Annotated in this window: 18 protein-coding genes; 5 read left to right on the top strand and 13 right to left on the bottom strand. The window is 39.0% G+C overall.

The features are described 5' to 3' along the window. Position 1 precedes the first annotated feature (1 nt). The 6 genes from treC to SPK86_RS11250 form a co-directional block, all read right to left on the bottom strand. Positions 2-1660 carry an alpha,alpha-phosphotrehalase gene (treC, locus tag SPK86_RS11275; protein WP_284141693.1) on the bottom strand — a complete coding sequence of 553 codons (1659 nt, stop codon included), beginning with the start codon at positions 1658-1660 and terminating at the stop codon, positions 2-4. A 34-nt stretch (positions 1661-1694) separates the two neighbouring features. Continuing rightward, entirely contained in the window at positions 1695-3614 is a 1920-nt protein-coding gene (treP, locus tag SPK86_RS11270) for a PTS system trehalose-specific EIIBC component (RefSeq protein WP_330949385.1), read from the bottom strand. 310 nt (positions 3615-3924) lie between these two features. Continuing rightward, entirely contained in the window at positions 3925-5010 is a 1086-nt protein-coding gene (locus SPK86_RS11265) for a PQQ-dependent sugar dehydrogenase (RefSeq protein WP_330949384.1), read from the bottom strand. A 143-nt stretch (positions 5011-5153) separates the two neighbouring features. Next, a complete protein-coding gene (gene typA, locus SPK86_RS11260; protein WP_330949383.1) occupies positions 5154-6983 on the bottom strand; it encodes a translational GTPase TypA in 1830 nt (609 codons plus the stop codon). A gap of 115 nt (positions 6984-7098) precedes the next feature. Continuing rightward, entirely contained in the window at positions 7099-8442 is a 1344-nt protein-coding gene (locus tag SPK86_RS11255) for a sensor histidine kinase (RefSeq protein WP_330949382.1), read from the bottom strand. Between the two features lie 3 nt (positions 8443-8445). Continuing rightward, positions 8446-9126 carry a response regulator transcription factor gene (locus SPK86_RS11250; protein WP_284141688.1) on the bottom strand — a complete coding sequence of 227 codons (681 nt, stop codon included), beginning with the start codon at positions 9124-9126 and terminating at the stop codon, positions 8446-8448. Positions 9127-9289: 163 nt separating this feature from the next. On the opposite strand from SPK86_RS11250, the gene SPK86_RS11245 reads away from it, so the two are divergent. Both SPK86_RS11245 and SPK86_RS11240 read left to right on the top strand, forming a co-directional pair. Beyond that, positions 9290-10582: a S1C family serine protease gene (locus SPK86_RS11245; RefSeq protein ID WP_330949381.1), complete on the top strand. Its 1293-nt coding sequence runs from the start codon at positions 9290-9292 to the stop codon at positions 10580-10582. Positions 10583-10747: 165 nt separating this feature from the next. Continuing rightward, on the top strand, positions 10748-11545 hold the full coding sequence (locus SPK86_RS11240) for a zinc ribbon domain-containing protein (RefSeq protein ID WP_284141686.1): 798 nt from the start codon (positions 10748-10750) through the stop codon (positions 11543-11545). Between the two features lie 64 nt (positions 11546-11609). On the opposite strand, the gene SPK86_RS11235 is transcribed toward SPK86_RS11240, so the two are convergent. Then, on the bottom strand, positions 11610-11816 hold the full coding sequence (locus SPK86_RS11235) for a zinc ribbon domain-containing protein (protein ID WP_284141685.1): 207 nt from the start codon (positions 11814-11816) through the stop codon (positions 11610-11612). Between the two features lie 43 nt (positions 11817-11859). After that, entirely contained in the window at positions 11860-12441 is a 582-nt protein-coding gene (locus tag SPK86_RS11230; RefSeq protein ID WP_284141684.1) for a TetR/AcrR family transcriptional regulator, read from the bottom strand. A 191-nt stretch (positions 12442-12632) separates the two neighbouring features. On the opposite strand from SPK86_RS11230, the gene SPK86_RS11225 reads away from it, so the two are divergent. Then, positions 12633-13535, top strand: a complete 903-nt coding sequence (locus SPK86_RS11225) for an ABC transporter ATP-binding protein (protein ID WP_330949380.1) — start codon at positions 12633-12635, stop codon at positions 13533-13535. Continuing rightward, the gene (locus tag SPK86_RS11220; protein WP_330949379.1) at positions 13535-15139 is read left to right on the top strand and encodes an ABC transporter permease; all 1605 of its coding nucleotides are present in this window, start codon (positions 13535-13537) and stop codon (positions 15137-15139) included. The genes SPK86_RS11225 and SPK86_RS11220 overlap by 1 nt, the downstream gene beginning before the upstream one ends. Before the next feature lie 37 nt (positions 15140-15176). Here SPK86_RS11220 and SPK86_RS11215 read toward each other — a convergent pair whose 3' ends face one another. Together SPK86_RS11215 and SPK86_RS11210 are read right to left on the bottom strand one after the other, a co-directional pair. Further along, on the bottom strand, positions 15177-15863 hold the full coding sequence (locus SPK86_RS11215; RefSeq protein ID WP_284141681.1) for a TraR/DksA C4-type zinc finger protein: 687 nt from the start codon (positions 15861-15863) through the stop codon (positions 15177-15179). 66 nt (positions 15864-15929) lie between these two features. Then, positions 15930-16376 (bottom strand): GNAT family N-acetyltransferase, encoded by a 447-nt coding sequence (locus SPK86_RS11210; RefSeq protein ID WP_284141680.1) that lies wholly within the window; start codon positions 16374-16376, stop codon positions 15930-15932. Positions 16377-16516: 140 nt separating this feature from the next. On the opposite strand from SPK86_RS11210, the gene SPK86_RS11205 reads away from it, so the two are divergent. Next, entirely contained in the window at positions 16517-17392 is an 876-nt protein-coding gene (locus SPK86_RS11205; protein ID WP_330949378.1) for an NAD(P)-dependent oxidoreductase, read from the top strand. 61 nt (positions 17393-17453) lie between these two features. Here the strand turns inward: SPK86_RS11205 and SPK86_RS11200 are convergent, their stop codons facing one another. The 3 genes from SPK86_RS11200 to cspD form a co-directional block, all read right to left on the bottom strand. Then, positions 17454-17771, bottom strand: a complete 318-nt coding sequence (locus tag SPK86_RS11200) for a hypothetical protein (protein WP_284141678.1) — start codon at positions 17769-17771, stop codon at positions 17454-17456. Further along, complete coding sequence (locus SPK86_RS11195; protein WP_330949377.1) at positions 17768-18454, bottom strand: class I SAM-dependent methyltransferase; 687 nt, start codon at positions 18452-18454, stop codon at positions 17768-17770. Before SPK86_RS11195 ends, SPK86_RS11200 begins: the two co-directional genes overlap by 4 nt. Before the next feature lie 147 nt (positions 18455-18601). Further along, the gene (gene cspD / locus SPK86_RS11190) at positions 18602-18799 is read right to left on the bottom strand and encodes a cold-shock protein CspD (protein ID WP_284141676.1); all 198 of its coding nucleotides are present in this window, start codon (positions 18797-18799) and stop codon (positions 18602-18604) included. Between the last annotated feature and the right edge of the window lie 52 nt (positions 18800-18851).

The following is an 18851-nucleotide window of genomic DNA, read 5'->3' as shown; positions in this document are numbered from 1 at the left end:
TCTAGACTTCCCCACTATTTTTATAATAAACAATTGACTCATACGGTCGAAGCTTCAATCTACCAAGGGTTTTCGGAGAATCCGCGTAATTTGATAATAGCACCTCTGCTTCCCCATCACCTATCGTTATTTGCACTGGTTTATCATAAAAGTTACTAATAACGAGCAGTGATTGATCCTTCCAATTACGAGCGTAAGCCCACACGCTTGGATGATCTTTAAGCAACTGTTGATAGTCTCCATCCGTAATAATATCATACTTTTTCCGTAAGTCGATTAATTTGCGATAATGCTGGAAGATAGAGTCATTTTCTGCAAGCTGACGTTGTGCATTAATTGCTTCATAGTTACGAGCTACGGGAATCCACGGCTCGTTTTGAGAGAAGCCGGCATTTTTATTCTCGTTCCATTGCATTGGCGTTCTTGCGTTATCACGTGATTTCCGCTCTAAAATCCGCATGATTTTTTCTTCAGCAACCCCTTGTTTCTTCAAGCTTTTATAAGCATTGAGTGATTCTACATCACGATAATCCTCAATCGTGTCAAAGTATGGGTTCGTCATCCCAATTTCTTCACCTTGATAAATATATGGTGTCCCCTTCATCATGTGCAATGTTGTCGCAAGCATTTTTGCTGATTTCTCGTGAAACAGCTCATCATTACCGAAACGGGACACAACCCGTGGTTGATCATGGTTACACCAAAACAGCGCATTCCAGCCATTGCCTTCGTGCATCCCAACCTGCCATCGAGATAGTATATCCTTTAATGCTTTAAAATCAAACGGCGCATCTGTCCATTTATCTCCATTTGGATAATCTACTTTAAGATGATGGAACTGGAAGGTCATGGATAGCTCATTTCTAGCTGGATTCGTATAAAGGATACAGTTTTCTAGTGACGTCGAGCTCATTTCACCAACCGTCATCATTCCATTTGGTGCAAACACCTCTTTATTCATCTCTTGTAAAAATGCATGTATTCTCGGACCATCTGTATAATATTTCCGTCCGTCACCAGTCCAATCATCAGGAAAGTCCTGTTGCTTGGAAATTAAATTTATGACATCTAGCCGAAAGCCATCGATCCCTTTTTCAGCCCAAAAATACATCATATCGTATAGTTCTTTTCGTAAGTCTTTATTTTCCCAATTTAAATCTGCTTGAGTTGTATCAAATAAGTGTAAATAATATTGATCTGTTCGCGCATCATATTGCCAGGCTGAGCCCCCAAACTTCGATTGCCAATTGTTCGGTTCACTGCCATTCTTTCCGTCTTTCCAAATATAAAAGTCCCGATAAGGATTATCCTTTGATGCCGCTGCTTGCTTAAACCATTCATGTGAAGTAGACGTATGATTAATAACTAGATCCATAATAAGCTTCATTCCGCGGCTATGCGCTTCTGCTAACAATTGCTCAAAATCAGCCATTGTTCCATAGGCGGGATCAATCGCATAATAGTCACTAATATCATAGCCATTGTCTTTTTGTGGGGACTGGTAGATTGGCGTTAACCAGATCACATCTGCTCCAAGTTTTTTTATATAATCCAGCTTGGCGATGATTCCTTGTATATCTCCTACTCCATTACCCGTCGTATCGTTAAAGCTTTTCGGATATATTTGATAGACTACTGCCTTCTTCCACCACGGCTCCATCTTGATAGCACCTCGCTTTCTTATTGGTTCTTTGCTAATCTTTTTTGCGTAATGCATATACATACGTAATTACAAACGGGATAACAATAACGACAGCCATACCAATTCCAAATGCTGCCCATCCCTCCGGAATAATAGACAGAATGCCTGGTATTCCTCCTACACCAATCGAGGTTGCTTTCACATGCTGCATTGTTATAAACGCACCTGCAATAGCGGACCCAATAATTGCTGCGATAAATGGATATTTAAAGCGCAGGTTCACACCAAACATTGCGGGTTCTGTAATACCGAGCCAAGCCGATATAAAAGAGGTGAACGACAAACCTTTTAGCTTATCGTTTTTCGTCGCAAACATCATGGCTAATGCAGCAGATCCTTGTGCAATATTGGAAAGCGCCAAAATCGGCCATAAAAATGTCGAACCTATATTACCAATCAATTGTAAATCAACAGCTAGAAATGTATGATGCATCCCTGTTATTACTAATGGCGCATAGATTGCTCCATATAAAAGACCACCAATAATCGCAAATTGATCAAACACATAGACAAGTCCTTCCGTAATCCAATTGCCAATTGTAAACGTAACAGGTCCTATGATGATAAAGGTTAAAAATCCGGTAAGCAATAAGGCAATAGGTGCTACTAATAACAACTGTAATGAATCGATAATCTTTCTTTTTAAAAACAGCTCTGTTTTCGCCAAAATCCATGAAGCAATAAGAACTGGCAGCACTTGACCTTGATAGCCGATTTTATTAATTTCTAGGCCAAACAAATTCCAGGTTGGTATTTCTCCAGCCTCTAGCGCTGATCCATACGCCCAGGCATTGAGTAAATCGGGATGAACGAGCATAAGCCCTAAAACAATTCCGAGCAATGGATTCCCACCGAAACGTTTCACTGCCGACCAGCCAATTAAACCAGGTAAAAATACAAAAGCAGTATTTGCAATAATATTAATCATATCTGCAAGTCCGGCCCAATTTTGATGAACTTCAATAAACGATTTTCCATCGTAAAAAATACCCGGATTAGAAAGGATGTTGTTTATCCCCATTAACAAACCCGCAGTAACAATTGCAGGCAAAATCGGAATGAAAATGTCTGCTAGCATCTTTATTCCTCGCTGCAATACATTTTGTTTTTGCGCAGATAATGCTTTTACTTCATCCTTCGATGCCTCATTTAAACTACTGTTCTTAAGCATCGAAGCATAAACCTTATCAACTGTTCCTTGACCAATCACAACTTGGAATTGCCCATTTGCAGAAAATGAGCCTTTTACAATGTCCATGTTTTCTAAGGCTTTTCTATCTACTTTTTCCTCATCAGCTAATGCAAAGCGAAGTCGTGTTACACAATGTGTGACCGCATGAATGTTGTTTTCACCACCTACAGCTGCAATAATGTCCAATCCCTCTTTGCTGTATGCTGTATCCTTTTCTTCCTTTTGCTCTATTTTTTTATTCGCATTGTCAACCGTGAATAATACGGTTGTTCCAGCGGTTACTGTCGTTTCACAGGTTATGACTGTTTCTCCAGCATCCTTTCCATTCGTTAAAATTATTGGCGTAATATCACTAGCGGCATTTTCCTTAATAAAAGCTAAGTCAAATGATAATAGTAAATCGCCCTTTTTCACTTGATCTCCTTGGCTCACATGCTTCGTAAAGCCTTCCCCATTTAATGCAACGGTTTCCAGACCGATATGAATTAACAGCTCTACACCTTGTGCATTACGCAAGCCAATGGCATGCATGGTAGGAAATAACTGAACGACTTCTCCATCAAATGGAGCTACAACCTCGCCACTTTTTGGAATAATGGCGATGCCATCCCCCATCATCTTCTCCGCAAAGGTTGGATCTGGTACCTTCTCTAGTCCGATTATTTCACCATCTAATGGAGCATAGATAACACTTTTTTCCATACTTTTGCTATTCTTCATTGGAATCCCTCCCATTTTATGTGTGGAATCTTGTATATACATGTTTCATTTTTATTATAACTTGTATATACATAAGTGTAAAGGTTTTCATTTTCCAGTAGTATTTGTGACTATTGCTTTATCATGCAACAGTGCAATTAGAACAGCGAACACGCCCCTTCATTTTTAAAGACAAAAAAAGCATGCTTACTTCTAGGCATGCTTTCCATTATAAATCAATATAATCGTCAAGAGCAAAACGGTGCTACCTCCCTGTTACATTCTCAAAACAGGGAAGTTGTTAATTTCAATTCATTTTTTCGGCTTTCTATCATGATTCCGGATTCCACTCAAAAAATAAGAGTCGATCATCCATATCTGATGGCACACCTCGTCCATCCGTATTATTTGTAATGACATATATTCCCGCTTCTGTTATATCCACATCTCGTATTCTTCCGACTTCAGAAATAACGAGATTCACCCTTTCTGTTTCCGGATCATATTTGCGTACACCTTCTCCACGTAGAGAAGCGAAATAAAAGGAATCATAAAAAAAGTCCATTCCAGATGGAGCCCACGTCTCTTCACCAGAATGAGTCACTGGTGAAATCATGCCATCCTTCTCTTCACTTCCTTGGATAATAGGCCAGCCGTAGTTAGCACCTGCTTTAATTTGATTTATTTCATCATGGGCATTCGCTCCATGCTCTGAAGCAAATAACCTACCATTTGAATCCCACGCTAGTCCCTGCGGATTCCGATGCCCATAGGAATAAACATAACTGTTTGAAAAAGGATTATCATCTGGAATCGTGCCATCCACATTCATGCGAAGTATTTTTCCAGCAAGGCTGTCTAAATCTTGAGAAAGTGTAGGATTCGTCGCATCTCCCGTTGTTACATAGAGCTTTTCGTCTGGACCTATTTTCAGGCGTCCTCCCTGGTGAAACTGCCCACCAGGGATATGGTCCAATAATATTTCGCTTTCTGCCCATTCCTTTTCAGTTTCTTCAATCGTTATTACCCGTTGAAAATACGTACCATCTCGCTGATACGAATAATACGCAAAGGCGACATTCTCAAAATCCTTGGGAAAGACAATTCCTAATAAACCTGCTTCCGGTTGATTCGATAAGTTCTTATTCAGTCTGACTGGCTTTCGCTGAACTTTATCCTCCCGAATCTCTACAATATTTCCTGTTCGTTCACTAACAAAAATTCGTTCCCCGACAAAAGCGATTTCCCACGGTTCTTGTAGGTTTTCAGCAATCACCTTGGGAATACTTACATCTTCTTTTGTACGTGCAACAAGTTCCTCCTTTTCATCAGTGGGATCCATATCCTCTTCGTTTGCACAGGCAGATAATAGCAGAACAATAACCATCATGAACAGAAGCTGTATACGCTGGAACATTACAATATTCCCCTTTCGAATGGCGATTATGAGATAAGTAGCATAGGTGATGTTAGTAAATAATATAAAAAAATATCCCTTTATAACGGAAAGATAAACAATCGATGTTTTTCTCGCTGTTATAAAGGGATATGAAAAAAGTATTATCCTAATTTATTTCGTTTTGCTGCTTTTTCACGCTCACCCTTATTTAATATCTTCTTACGTAAGCGAATGGATTCTGGTGTAACTTCACAGTACTCATCATCATCCAAATATTCAATTGCTTCCTCTAAAGACATGGATCTTGTTTTACGAATTGTTGCCGTTTGATCTTTTGTCGCAGAACGAACATTCGTTAAATGTTTTTCTTTTGTAATATTAACCGTTAGATCGTTTTCACGATTGTGCTCTCCGACAATCATTCCGGCATATACTTCCGTACCTGGTTCTACGAAAATCACGCCACGATCTTCAAGCTGCATAATCCCATAGGTGGATGCTTTTCCATTTTCCAATGCAACAAGCACACCTTCACGACGTCCACCTACTTGTCCTTTAATAAGTGGTTCATAGGCTTCAAATGTATGGTTTAAAATACCATAGCCATGTGTTTGTGTCATGAATTCTGTTGAATATCCTAGCAATCCTCGAGACGGAACTTTAAACTCAATACGTACTTGGCCATTTCCCTGGTTCACCATATCTAGCATTTCACCTTTACGTGATCCTAATGATTCCATGACAGGGCCCGTATATTCTTCCGGAATATCAATCTGTACACGTTCAACCGGTTCACACTTCACACCATCAATCTCTTTAATAATAACCTGTGGCTTAGAAAGCTGTAATTCATAGCCTTCTCGTCGCATATTTTCAACAAGAATTGATAAATGAAGCTCTCCACGACCAGAAACAACCCACGCATCTGGTGAATCCGTTTGTTCAACACGCAGACTAACGTCTGTTTCAAGCTGTTTCATTAGACGTTCTTCAATCTTTCTAGATGTGATGAATTTACCTTCTTTTCCAGCAAATGGACTATTATTGACAACAAAGGTCATTTGTAATGTTGGTTCATCGATTCGTAAGAAAGGCAATGCCTCCGGATGCTCCTGTGGGCAAATTGTTTCCCCAACATTAATATCATCCATTCCTGAAACGGCAACAATATCCCCAGCATACGCTTCCTCAATCTCAATTCGTTTTAACCCTAAGAAACCAAACAGTTTTGAAATGCGGAATGATTTAGATGACCCGTCTTTTCTCATCAGCACTACCTGTTGGCCAACTCGGATTTTCCCTCTAAACACACGGCCAACTCCAATTCTACCAACATAGTCATTATAGTCCAGCAAAGTTACTTGAAATTGCAGTGGCTCTTCTCTGGAATCAACTGGTGCTGGAAGATGATTTAAAATCGTTGTAAAGATTGGATCCATTGTTTCTAATTGTTCATCAGGCTCCAAGCCAGACGTACCATTTAATGCAGAAGCATAAACGACAGGAAACTCTAATTGTTCATCATCTGCGCCAAGATCGATAAACAAATCGAGTACTTCATCGATAACTTCAGTTGGTCTTGCATTTGGACGGTCAATTTTATTTAAAACAACGATCGGAGTTAACTTCTGCTCAAGTGCCTTTTTTAATACAAAACGCGTTTGCGGCATTGTTCCTTCATAAGCATCTACTACTAAAATAACCCCATCCACCATTTTCATAATTCGTTCTACTTCTCCACCAAAATCGGCATGTCCTGGTGTATCCAGAATGTTAATGGTTGCATCGTTATATTTAATTGCGGTATTTTTAGCTAGAATCGTAATTCCACGCTCTCTTTCAATATCGCCGGAATCCATAGCACGCTCGTCCACCTGTTCATTCTCACGAAACGTTCCCGAATATTTCAGCAACTGATCAACAAGTGTTGTTTTCCCGTGGTCAACGTGTGCGATAATAGCAATATTACGTAAATCTTCTCTATGTTTCATAAAGGTGATGCACCTCTTTCCATACGAATGAATCAAACTAGAATAGTATATCACAATTCACTTTGTAGATAAAGTGAAACTTCGGACTTTTCATGAATAAATATTGGTATTTCTACTAATTAGTAATTGATGCGGGAAAAGAAACATGAAAATTCGCTCCACCTAGCTCTGAAGCAGTAAGCGTGATTCTTCCACCAGACTGTTCAATAATGGCACGGGCGATTGGTAAGCCTAAACCTGTTTCCCCATCTTTACCTTTTACAAAACGATGGAAAATATGAGGAACTAAATCCTTTGGCACCCCTTCTCCATCATCTTCTACAACAATAGACATCGTTTGTTTATCCCGAAAAGCTGTTATTCGAACAACCTGTTCTGCATGTCTAATTCCGTTCACAACGAGATTCGATAGTGCACGGAGAAGTTTTTCTTCATCTGCATGTAATTGAAAGTCATCCTTTATCTCTAGCTGGAGATAGATATGATTTTCATTAACAAGAGGTAATACCCGATCCTGCACAAGCTCCATCAGATTACGAACAGTCACTTCTTCTGGTTGGTATTCTGTCTGCTCACTTTCTAGCTTTGCTAGTAAAATCATTTCATTAATAATTTTCTTTAGCCTACCTACTTCTGTTATCATCACTTCTAAGCCCTTTTCCTGCTCTGCTTCATCGAAGACTCGTTCTTTAATTCCCTCTGCATAACCTTGTATCGTCATAAGCGGTGTCTTTAATTCATGACTGGCATTTTGAAAGAACGTTTGCTGGGTATTAATATACCGCTGAAGCTCGTCTGCCATTTCATATACACCCTTTGCTACATCGTTTATTTCCCCAGTTGCCTTAATTGGTTGGACTTCATTAAATTTTCGCTGCTCAATTTTTTTCAGTTGTGCTTTCAAGTGGGATAGTGGTGTGACAAGCTTTCTTGTGAATAAAAAGCTTAACAGTACAGCAAGCATCGCACCAATTAAAAACACAATAAGTAAACGAACAATAAAATTATGCTGAACTGCCTGAAGATCTTTCATCGGCGTTAATAAAATTAGCTCTAAGCCTACCGTTTCTGGATAAACGACTATTCTCGATGTTACGTACTTATCCTTCCCTAGCTCCCATAGATTTTTATCGGTATCCGAAAAATTATTATTCACAAAAAAACCCCGCGCAACGTCTGTTGGCAATGTCGAGTATAAAATATAATCCTGCTTACGATTATATAAAAACAGCTGTAGATCCTGTTCTTGTAAAAATGCATTAAATTGCTGACTGTTGGCTTCAGTCCCAAATTGCTCATTCAATACATTGACTAAGATCTCACCTTTTTGCTCTAATTGTCGTTGCTCATCTTGAATCAAGAGGCCAAGAATTAGGGAATAAATAACATACCCTGTTACCGTCATAATTACGAGAAGTAATGTTGTAAATGCAAGGTTTAACTGATCTTGAAGTTTCATGGATTACCCCTCTTTACGTCGCAAACGATACCCGTAGCCCCACACCGTTTCTAATGGCATCTCTGCAAATTTCTTTCTTATCCGCTTTACTAAATCATCAACCGCTCGATCACTTCCATAATAATCGTCGCCCCACACCTTTATTAATAGCTCTTCACGAGAAAAGGCACGATTCACATTTTCCGCAAACAAAAGAAGCATATCAAACTCTTTCGTCGTTACTTCTTGCTCTTCTTCCTTCCAAAATACACGCCGATCATTTTTATCAATCATTAATTCATCGATTTTCAGTCGATCCTTTTCTCGATTGAGAGCAGGGGAATCCAATCGTTTAAAAAGACGTTTCACTCGTGCAACTAATTCGCGCGGACTAAACGGCTTCGTTAAATAATCATCTCCTCCAAGCTCGATGCCAAGAATTTTATCTATCTCTTCATCCTTGGCAGAAATAATAATAATCGGGACTTCGCTTTGATTACGTATCGTTTTACAAAACTCATATCCATCCATTCCAGGAAGCATTATATCTAATATCCACATATCTGGTGGATTGGCATTCCATAAGGCAAGTCCTTCTTCTGCTGTTTCTAATAATGTCACTGTAAAACCCTCTTTTTTTAAGAAAGCTGAAACGATATTTCGAATATTAGAATCATCTTCAACAACAGCAATATGATGGTTCACATGCCATCCCTCCCTATAATCGTCCATTTTACTCTATTTTTGCACAATCGTATGGGATTTAAAAGATTTACACATTTATGCCACATATATCCCAAATCATTCCCAATGACAATGGGTAAATTATACATATGACAAATTCTTTAGAATAAAGGGTGATAAACAAATGGATCAAAATGAACAACAACCAACTGAGCAAAATGCGATAACAGAAGAACATACGGAGCATCCTCCTGTAAACGAGGATGAAAACAAAAAGGAACCAGCGCCTGCTTCAGAGACTTACACACCAACAAACAAAACACGAGGAGGAAAATCTGGTTTAATCGGTGGAATTGTAGGCGGGATTAGCTCTGCTATTATTGTTGCCATGTTATTTTCTTTCCAAATCATTCCGATTGGAGCGGACGGTAATAAAGATAGTGGAAACGGTGCAACATCTTCTGATTCTCCTGAGATCGTTAAAACAATGGCATCAGATGGCGCTGAAACAGCGGCAAATATTGAAGAAGCCTCTCATGCAGTTGTTGGGGTTATCAATCTACAACAGCAAGATATTTGGACGCCTAGTGAAGAGGCAGGATCAGGCTCTGGAATTATTTATAAAAAGAAAGATGGGAAAGCTTATATTGTAACGAACCATCACGTCGTAGAAGGCGCACAGGAAGTAGAAATTGTCCTTCATAATGACGAACGGATAAAGGCAAAAGTACTTGGCTCTGATAAACTGTCTGATTTAGCCGTTTTACAAACGGATGGAGAAAAGATTGATACCGTCGCGAGTCTAGGTTCCACAAAGGATGTTAAAGTGGGAGACACTGTGCTTGCCATCGGAAATCCACTTGGGTTGGAATTCGCTAATTCACTTACGAAAGGAATTGTCAGCGGAATGAATCGCTCAGTGAGCATTGATACGAATGGAGATCGACAGCCTGATTGGATTACAGAGGTTATTCAAACAGATGCAGCCATTAATCCCGGAAACAGTGGTGGTGCATTAGTTGATGGCAATGGAAACGTCATTGGTATTAATTCAATGAAAATCGCACGTCAGGAAGTGGAAGGTATCGGCTTTGCTATCCCGGTTGATGCAGCACTACCAATCATGGAGCAGCTTGAATCAGACGGTAAAGTTATCCGACCGTTTATTGGAATTGGTACCGCGCCATTAAATCAGGTTCCACCTCAATACCGTCAAAATGTCCAAGTACCAGAAAATGTGGAAGGTGGAATGGTAATTGCAAATGTAGAGCCTGGTTCACCAGCAGATGAAGCTGGCTTACAACAATTTGATGTCATTACGAAAATAAACGGTGAAAACGTTACAACCATTTTAGAGCTGCGCAAGTATTTATACGCTGAGACTACAGTTGGTGATCTAATTAACATAGAAATATATCGTGGTGGCAAAAAAGAAATCATCAAGTTAAAACTAACAGATCGGAATAGTAACGTATAAAAGAAGAGGAAATTCCCTCTTCTTTTTTTGATGCTTGTTCCATATACTTTATAGTAGTCTTTTCACAAAGTTTGAAAAAAATTGCAGTAAAACAAGGAATTTTAGCTTTTTTGTCGAATGTATGTATGATAGTTATCAAAAATTACATAAGGAGGAAAACATAACATGTTTTGTCCAAATTGCGGTCAAGAGACCGAACAAGGAAAATTTTGTACGAAGTGTGGTGCAAAATTAGCGAATGAAGAATTTGCTGCAGCTGCTGATCCTACGATAGGTGGCACTGTACCGACTGAAACACCCTTACAGGAAAATTCCGTTAACGAGGAAGCGTCTAATCCAAATCAATCGGTTGAGAATGTTAAAGCTGCCGGATCAGCATTTGGTCAATTTTTCGTCAAATTAGTAAAGCGACCAAGCACGGCACAAAGCGTTGATGGGAATGCCATGATTTCAGGAATCATTGCCATAGTTCTTTATTCTTTGGTTATTTCTTTAGGATTCTTTCTCCTAATTCGTTCCGCTTTTGGTTCTTATGGTCCTTCATTTGCAGAAAGCTTTTTACTTCCTTTCTTGGAATTTGCTATCTTATTTGGAGCTGTCGCACTACTTACCTTCGCAGGTAGTAAGCTTTGCGCACAAGCCGTAACAGTCAAAGACGTAATTGCAAAATATGGTGCCTATCTTGTACCATTCATGCTTCTTTTCATCATTGGATTTTTATTAGCACTAGTAAACCTAACCTCCTTCGGGATATTGGCAATTATGGTTAGTATATTAGGTCCGATTATTGCGGTTCCGACGATGATTCTTTTTGAAAAGAATGCAGTTGGAATTGATCGGATATTCATCTTAATTGGTGTTTATCTTGTCTCCATTCTCGTGTTTTCTTTGTTACTCCGCTCTTTCTTAGGATCAATCATGGATGCACTTTTAGGAGGCTTTATGGGTGGCTTTGGCTTTTAAACCTTCGCCTTGCCATTGTTAATGAAAACGACTCTTCCGTGGTCAACGAAAGCGTCGTTTTTGTTTATCCGAAAAACAGGTCAAGAATATTGCTTCCTGATGAACTCTGCTTATTATAAAACTCTGAATATCCACATTGCTTACAATAGACTACAATAAAGTGATTATGCTGTACATCAAACATTTTAGATAATCCTGTTCCTGTCATGGCAACTTCCTTTTGCTCGGCATCTGTACTCCCACATTTTATACAACCTTTTTCATGATCCATTTTATCCCCCGCTTCATTTCATTTTCACTCTTTATTCATCATATCATTTTCCGCCAGATATCCCATAAAAAAATAAGGTTGTTAAATCCTCTGTAATCGGAAGAAGCGAAGCGGAAAGCTCTTCTCGTTGTAGAGCTTCTTTAAATAATTGCATATAAACAAGAATTGCCTCATTAGATATTTGCCTGTTTACATACCCCTGTGCTTTTCCGTCATCAAATAATTGCATCATTTGTGGCAAAACTTTTTCCTTATATAACTTTTCCCAATAGCTTTCATTTCCCGCATAATGCTTCATGAAATCCTCAAAAAATCGTGCACTCATTTGATTTGCGGTTTCTTTTTTTTCAAAAATGATTTGCTTTACTTTTTCAGGAAAAGTAAGATCACTTTTAAAAAGTGCATCATATTCAAGCCACATATTATTAATATAGTACTTCATTACTTCATCAATAAGTTCATCTTTATTTCCAAAATAGTTATATATCGTCACCTGCGAAACATTAGCCTTCTTTGCAACTGTTGAAACAGGAACGCTTTGAAAGCCTGATTCCTTAAATAAAGCTAATGCCGCTTCTAATATTGCTTGTTTTTTTCGATGCTTTCTTCGTTCAAAGCCATTCATTTCATGTCACTTCCCATTTATTGTTTCTTCTTTTATTTAGTTTAATAAAATTTATGTATTAAAACAATAAATATATTTCATAAATATATTGATATACAATTCGTTTTTCTATATTATGAACTATATAAGGTTAAATATTTCATAATTAAATTATTGGCTTCCATGGCTTTTAAAATAGAGGAGGAATTTAGATGAGCATTTTAAAAATAGAGCAGCTTGTAAAACGATTTGGTAATTTCAATGCGCTTGACGGGATTGACTTAACGGTTAATGCAGGAGAAATCTATGGTTTTATTGGTCCAAACGGAGCAGGAAAATCAACAACCATTCGCATCCTACTCGGTATACTCAAGGCGACGGAAGGAAGTGCATCCATTTTTGGATTGGACGTTTGGAAGGATGCTGTTGCGATTCATAAACGTATTTCCTATGTTCCTGGTGATGTGAATTTGTGGCCAAATTTAACCGGCGGCGAGGTAATAGATCTTTTTATGAAGCTTCGGGGTAATTCGAATATGACAAAGCGAAATCAATTATTAGAACAGTTCTCCCTTGATCCGAGCAAAAAATGTAGAGCTTATTCAAAAGGAAATAGGCAAAAGGTTGCCCTTGTTGCTGCATTCGCATCTGATGCTGACTTATTTATTTTAGATGAGCCAACCTCTGGGCTTGATCCATTAATGGAACGTGTTTTTCAAGAATGTGTGCTAGCTGCAAAAAATGAAGGGAAAAGTGTATTGCTTTCTAGTCATATTCTTTCGGAGGTAGAACGTTTATGTGACCGCGTTGGAATCATCCGCCAAGGAAAAATGATTGAAACTGGTACATTACATGATCTACGTCATTTAACAAGAACACATTTGTTCATTGAAACAAAGCAACCAATTCCTTCATTCGAACATGTAGGTGGTGTCCACATCGTAGAAACCAATGGGAATCGTCTCTCCATCGAAGTAGATACAAATCAATTAGATGAGGTAATCAAACTTGCAAGCTCATTTGGGGTCATTAAATTGAAAAGTTCACCTCCAACGTTAGAAGATTTATTTATGCGACATTACGAGCAATCTAGCCCGGGAGGAGAGTTATCCTAATGTCAAATCAAATGTTCAAGAAATTAGGGACGTTAATTCATTTTATTTGGCGTCGTGATCGAATTCGACTCTTCATTTGGATTGCTGCTATTACGGCTACTACTCTGGGTACGGCTAGTTCATTTTCTGGGCTATATGTGAATGAAAACGAACGACAGCTATTAGCAGAAACAATGATCAATCCTGCAATGATTGCTATGGTCGGTCCTAGCACAGGCTTAGACAATTATACTTTCGGAGCAATGCTTGCACATCAAATGCTTCTATTTACGGCGATTACCGTAGCAATTATGAATATTTTATTTATCACACGACATACTCGTGCCGATGAGGAAGAAGGCAATATTGAAATGATTCGCTCCTTGCCAACAGGACGTCTCTCTAATTTAACTGCTGTCTTAACCGTAGCACTGATCTCGAATGCTCTAATCATGGTTATCATTGGAGCTGGATTACCTCTACTTCAGATTGATAGTATCGATTGGAATGGCTCAATCCTGTATGGGGCAGTATTAGGAGCAACTGGATTCTTTTTTGCAGCGATCACGACATTATTCGCACAGCTTTCAGATAATGCAAAAGGCACCATCGGATTTTCCTTTACGCTTTTAATTGTTTCGTACCTAATCCGAGCGATTGGCGATGTAAGCAATGACACCCTCTCAGCCTTCTCACCATTGGGTATTATACTTGATACACACGTATTCGTTCTGAATGATTGGTGGCCATTAGCTATCCTTGGCATGCTTACGGTTTTAATCGCTCTTTGCGCCGTTTATTTACACGCTATTCGCGATTTAGGAGCAGGTTTTTTTCCAACGAAGCCAGGAAGAGTGCATGCATCGAGATGGCTGCAAAGTCCCTCTGGTTTAGCAATTAGGCTACAACGTACCGGAATTATCGCCTGGGCAATTGGCATGTATGTGCTTGGCGCTTCTTATGGATCTGTCTTAGGAGATCTTGATACTTTTTTCGCAGACAATGAAGTAATGCAGGACTTTCTAGCCCCCATACCAGGTGTTTCCCTAACCGATCAGTTCATCTCCTTGCTGCTCACGATCATGGCAATGATAGGAACCATCCCTGTTCTTTTAAGCTTATTAAAGCTAAAAGGAGAAGAATCAAAGCATCGTTTAGAAAGTATGCTAGCACTACCGATTTCTCGCTATCAGCTGCTTGGAAGTTATTTCATGATTGCCATGCTCCTAAGTATCTTCATGAATCTTTTGGCAGTGCTTGGCCTCTGGTCTGTCGGTAATACTGTATTGGATAATGGACTTTCGCTAATGACACTAATCAAGTCAGACATCGTTTATCTACCAGCAATCTGGGTTATGGTTGGCGTTGCCATAGTGTTGCTTGGTACCACCCCTAAGCAAACAGGGTTTATATGGTTATACCTCACATATTCTTTTATTGTCGTATATATGGGGGATTTATTTCAGTTTCCAACTTGGATGAAGAAAGCTTCCCCATTTGGATATGTTCCGCAAATGCCTGTTGAAGATATGCGTGTAACACCGGTCTTATCTTTATTTGTTATCGCGATTATCATGATGATCGCGGGATTTCTTTTTTATCGAAAACGAGATCTTCAAGGGTGAAAAAAGAGGCTGTCTCGCGCACGAGATAGCCTCTTCCTTAATCAATTTCATCATCTAATTTTTCTTCGTACTTATTATGATTTGGGGTGACACCAGTAAATTTCCCTTCCCGGTCTGCTGCTAAAAATCCTTCAAGCTCTTCTACACTTCCTATTTGCTCATAACCATCACTGTTTGGAAACATTTCATCATAATTATCGCGATCCCCATAAAAATCGGATGGTGTTTCACTTGTTCCATACCGGCTCACTTCTTGCCAAGCATCCTCTGCATCATATTCAACCTGATTTTCATCTGTCACTTCGTCTGGATTGATGTTCGGACTAAATACTTTTTCTTCAATTGGACGATTATGCTCAAATGTATCATTTGCTGCATGGTTAATGCACCGATCTGTAGTTGGGATGGCTTCTAGCCTTTCAAAAGGAATATCCTCTCCACACGCTGTGCATATTCCATACGATCCTTCATCCATCGCATGAAGTGCTGCATTTATTTCTTCCAGTTCCTTCTCTGCATGCTCATTAAGGGCAATATCCTTTTCCCGTTCAAACAGCTCAGAGCCATGATCACCTGGGTGATTATCATAATTCGATAATTCACTCATTGATTCTTTGTTCAGCTCCATTTTCGTACCAAAATGATCTTGAATAGAAGCGATTAATTCCGATTGCCGCGCTTTCAAACCTGCTTTCAACTGCTCCTGTTCCGCCATCGTAATCATCCAACTTCACTCCTCCCATAAAAAAGGTGCTACTTATACTATGTGTAGTTGCTTAAAGATGATGCTTTATTTTTTCTCGTAGCGCATGTCAATATGTGGTATCCCATCATCTAAATAGACTGCGGAAATTTTTCTAAACCCGAGCGAGCTATAAAATGCCTCTAAGTGAGATTGTGCTTGAATTTTTATTGTTTTTTCTCCCATGTTATTAGTAGTATAGTTAACTGCATTTTGCATTAATTTCTTGCCAATTCCCTTGCCGCGATAGCTTTTATTGACGATTACTCTTCCTATGGAGGCTTCTTTATACTTATATCCGGCTGGTAAAATCCGCACATATGCGACTAACTGTTCGCCATCCGTTAAATAATAATGGATCGATTGCTGATCATAGTTATCTAATTCTGGATAAGGACACGCTTGCTCAACAACAAAAATATCAACCCGTGCTTTTAAAATATGGTATAGTTCATTGTTTGTTAAATCCGCAAACGATTTTATATGCCATTTCATGAAATCACTCCTAAAAATTACTTTCTCATTAAGTTTTTATGGTACATTTAAAGAACAACTAACGTAAATAGACAGTTTTGCCTACAAAAATTAATGAATAAGTAATAGTATACCGGAAGAAATGGAAGTGAGATACGTAAATGGACTTAAACAAACAAACCATTGGTTTTATTGGTACAGGTGTCATGGGTAAAAGTATGGCGACTAATTTGCAAAAGGCGGGCTATCCGTTACATATATACACCCGCACAAAGGAAAAAGCAACAGATCTCATTAACGATGGAGCCATTTGGATGCCTACTGTAGCAGAGCTAGCGAAAGCATCTACTATTATTATTACGATGGTTGGCTACCCAGAAGATGTGGAAGAGGTTTACTTTGGTGAAACAGGAATCTTAGAAAATGCAAAACCAGAATCAATTGTTATTGATATGACGACTTCTAAACCAGCTTTAGCGCAATCCATCTTTACCAAAGCACAAAATAACGCCATTCATGCGTTGGATGCACCTGTATCAGGTGGAGATATTGGAGCTAAAAACGGAACCCTTGCTATCATGGTCGGTGGAGAAGAAAAAGCCTTTCAGGCGCTGCTGCCCATCTTCCAAATCATGGGAGAAAACATCATTTATCAGGGACCTGCTGGGGCTGGACAGCATACAAAGCTTTGCAATCAAATTACAATTGCTTCAAACATGATTGGTGTTTGTGAAGCAATTGTTTACGCAAAAAAGGCTGGCTTAGATCCTTCTCGGGTGCTTGAAAGTATTACAACCGGAGCAGCGGGAAGCTGGTCCTTAGCAAATCTTGGTCCTCGAATGATTCAAGAGAATTATGCACCTGGATTTTATGTAAAACACTTTATTAAAGATATGCGCATTGCACTTGAATCAGCGAAGGAAATGGGACTAGCTACTCCAGGGCTTCTTCTTTCCTTGGAACTTTATCAGCAGCTAGCCGAAACTGGCGAAGGAGACAGTGGCACGCAAGCCTTAATTAAATTATTCGAAGCATAAAGGAGAGCTTTGCTTTACTGCTAGCTCATGCGAATAACGTAAGCAATGAAAAAGAGAGCATTTAATTAGAATGCTCTCCTTTTCGTTGCTCCATCTTTTTTTGTACGGCAAAGGCTAAATCTTCATTTCCGAATAGCTGCAATGCTTGGAGTAACGTTTCATCTGCAATTTCCATTGCCTCATTTTGTGGAACGGTTAATTCAAGAGCTTCTTGTAATGCATCATTTGCTTTCTGCTCAGGATAGGCCTCAGTATAAAGTTCCCACGCATCGATTCCATGGTTCATACACCATTGTGCATAAATGAGAATCATCATTTTTTCGTCTCGCTGATAATTTTCAATCACCTGTTTACTTTTTTCATTAGGAGTCACATTCATTCACCACCTTTTTTCAAACAAAAAACCCACATAAACGATAATGCTTGTTTGAGCTCAAGTGGTAGCCCTTCAAGATGATTATCATTTACACCTTTTTTATATACTCCAAAGCCATCATTATATGTAAAGCCTAGTTCCTGAGCCAACTGTAAAAATTCCCAAGGCATCATTGAATTGGCAATTGTTTTCTCGCCATATAATCTGGAATAGCCATTTGCTCGTGGTCCCGCAGTAGGCCCTAAAATCCCCGCAAAAAACAGTCCGTCCGTCTCTAAGTGGTTCTTAATCTGTTTTATTGCATCTGCTGGTATTTCTGTCCATTCTAAAACATTTATCGCCATAATCGCTTGGAATTTCGTTGGAGATTGGGAGAGAGATTCAACCGCACCTTGCTTAAATGAAAGGCCATTTTCATTCCAACGTTCCTGTGCAAAAGCAATCATATTACTTGAGATATCCATCCCAGTTACTTTGTATCCTGCTTGGTGTAGCTTATGTGTACCATACCCATCGCCACAGCCAATATCTAGCACATGATCTCCTGCATTAAGGTGTTGGTTAATAAAAGGGATAATTTTTTTCCTGCTTCCATTATCCCACATATTCTTACTTCGTTCACTCCAGAATAATGCACGTTCATCCCATTGTTTTTGGGATGCTTGAAGCCAGTCAAAACCTGTCACGAAAGATCCCCCTTTTATCCGCTTGATCATTTATTCGTAATCGATGAGAGTATATCACGTCCTGTTCAAGAATAGAACAATTATGACGTTTCATTAAATCATAAAAAAAGGCTTATCTCATTTGAGATAAGCCTTTTAATTTATGAATTATAGCTTTGTAACGTTAGCTGCTTGTGGTCCACGGTTACCTTCAACGATTTCGAACTCAACTTCTTGACCTTCTTCAAGAGTTTTGAAGCCGTCAGATTGGATAGCTGAGAAGTGTACGAATACATCGTCGCCGTCTTCGCGCTCGATAAAACCAAAGCCTTTTTCTGCGTTAAACCATTTTACTTTACCAGTCATGTTATATGACCTCCTTATACAAATATCGTGCAAAGTAATTGAATCTGAATAC

The organism is Virgibacillus sp. MG-45 (assembly GCF_036409425.1).
Classification (GTDB): domain Bacteria; phylum Bacillota; class Bacilli; order Bacillales; family Amphibacillaceae; genus LDC-1.
Note: the sequence above shows the minus strand (reverse complement) of the source record. Positions and strands in the feature narration are given on the sequence as shown.

What these genes read in the sequence shown, in the direction of transcription:
- treC (WP_284141693.1), bottom strand. Translation starts at nt 1,660, where the DNA reads ATGGAGCCGTGGTGGAAGAAGGCAGTAGTCTATCAAATATATCCGAAA.
- treP (WP_330949385.1), bottom strand. Translation starts at nt 3,614, where the DNA reads ATGAAGAATAGCAAAAGTATGGAAAAAAGTGTTATCTATGCTCCATTA.
- SPK86_RS11265 (WP_330949384.1), bottom strand. Translation starts at nt 5,010, where the DNA reads ATGTTCCAGCGTATACAGCTTCTGTTCATGATGGTTATTGTTCTGCTA.
- typA (WP_330949383.1), bottom strand. Translation starts at nt 6,983, where the DNA reads ATGAAACATAGAGAAGATTTACGTAATATTGCTATTATCGCACACGTT.
- SPK86_RS11255 (WP_330949382.1), bottom strand. Translation starts at nt 8,442, where the DNA reads ATGAAACTTCAAGATCAGTTAAACCTTGCATTTACAACATTACTTCTC.
- SPK86_RS11245 (WP_330949381.1), top strand. Translation starts at nt 9,290, where the DNA reads ATGGATCAAAATGAACAACAACCAACTGAGCAAAATGCGATAACAGAA.
- SPK86_RS11240 (WP_284141686.1), top strand. Translation starts at nt 10,748, where the DNA reads ATGTTTTGTCCAAATTGCGGTCAAGAGACCGAACAAGGAAAATTTTGT.
- SPK86_RS11235 (WP_284141685.1), bottom strand. Translation starts at nt 11,816, where the DNA reads ATGGATCATGAAAAAGGTTGTATAAAATGTGGGAGTACAGATGCCGAG.
- SPK86_RS11230 (WP_284141684.1), bottom strand. Translation starts at nt 12,441, where the DNA reads ATGAATGGCTTTGAACGAAGAAAGCATCGAAAAAAACAAGCAATATTA.
- SPK86_RS11225 (WP_330949380.1), top strand. Translation starts at nt 12,633, where the DNA reads ATGAGCATTTTAAAAATAGAGCAGCTTGTAAAACGATTTGGTAATTTC.
- SPK86_RS11220 (WP_330949379.1), top strand. Translation starts at nt 13,535, where the DNA reads ATGTCAAATCAAATGTTCAAGAAATTAGGGACGTTAATTCATTTTATT.
- SPK86_RS11215 (WP_284141681.1), bottom strand. Translation starts at nt 15,863, where the DNA reads ATGATTACGATGGCGGAACAGGAGCAGTTGAAAGCAGGTTTGAAAGCG.
- SPK86_RS11210 (WP_284141680.1), bottom strand. Translation starts at nt 16,376, where the DNA reads ATGAAATGGCATATAAAATCGTTTGCGGATTTAACAAACAATGAACTA.
- SPK86_RS11205 (WP_330949378.1), top strand. Translation starts at nt 16,517, where the DNA reads ATGGACTTAAACAAACAAACCATTGGTTTTATTGGTACAGGTGTCATG.
- SPK86_RS11200 (WP_284141678.1), bottom strand. Translation starts at nt 17,771, where the DNA reads ATGAATGTGACTCCTAATGAAAAAAGTAAACAGGTGATTGAAAATTAT.
- cspD (WP_284141676.1), bottom strand. Translation starts at nt 18,799, where the DNA reads ATGACTGGTAAAGTAAAATGGTTTAACGCAGAAAAAGGCTTTGGTTTT.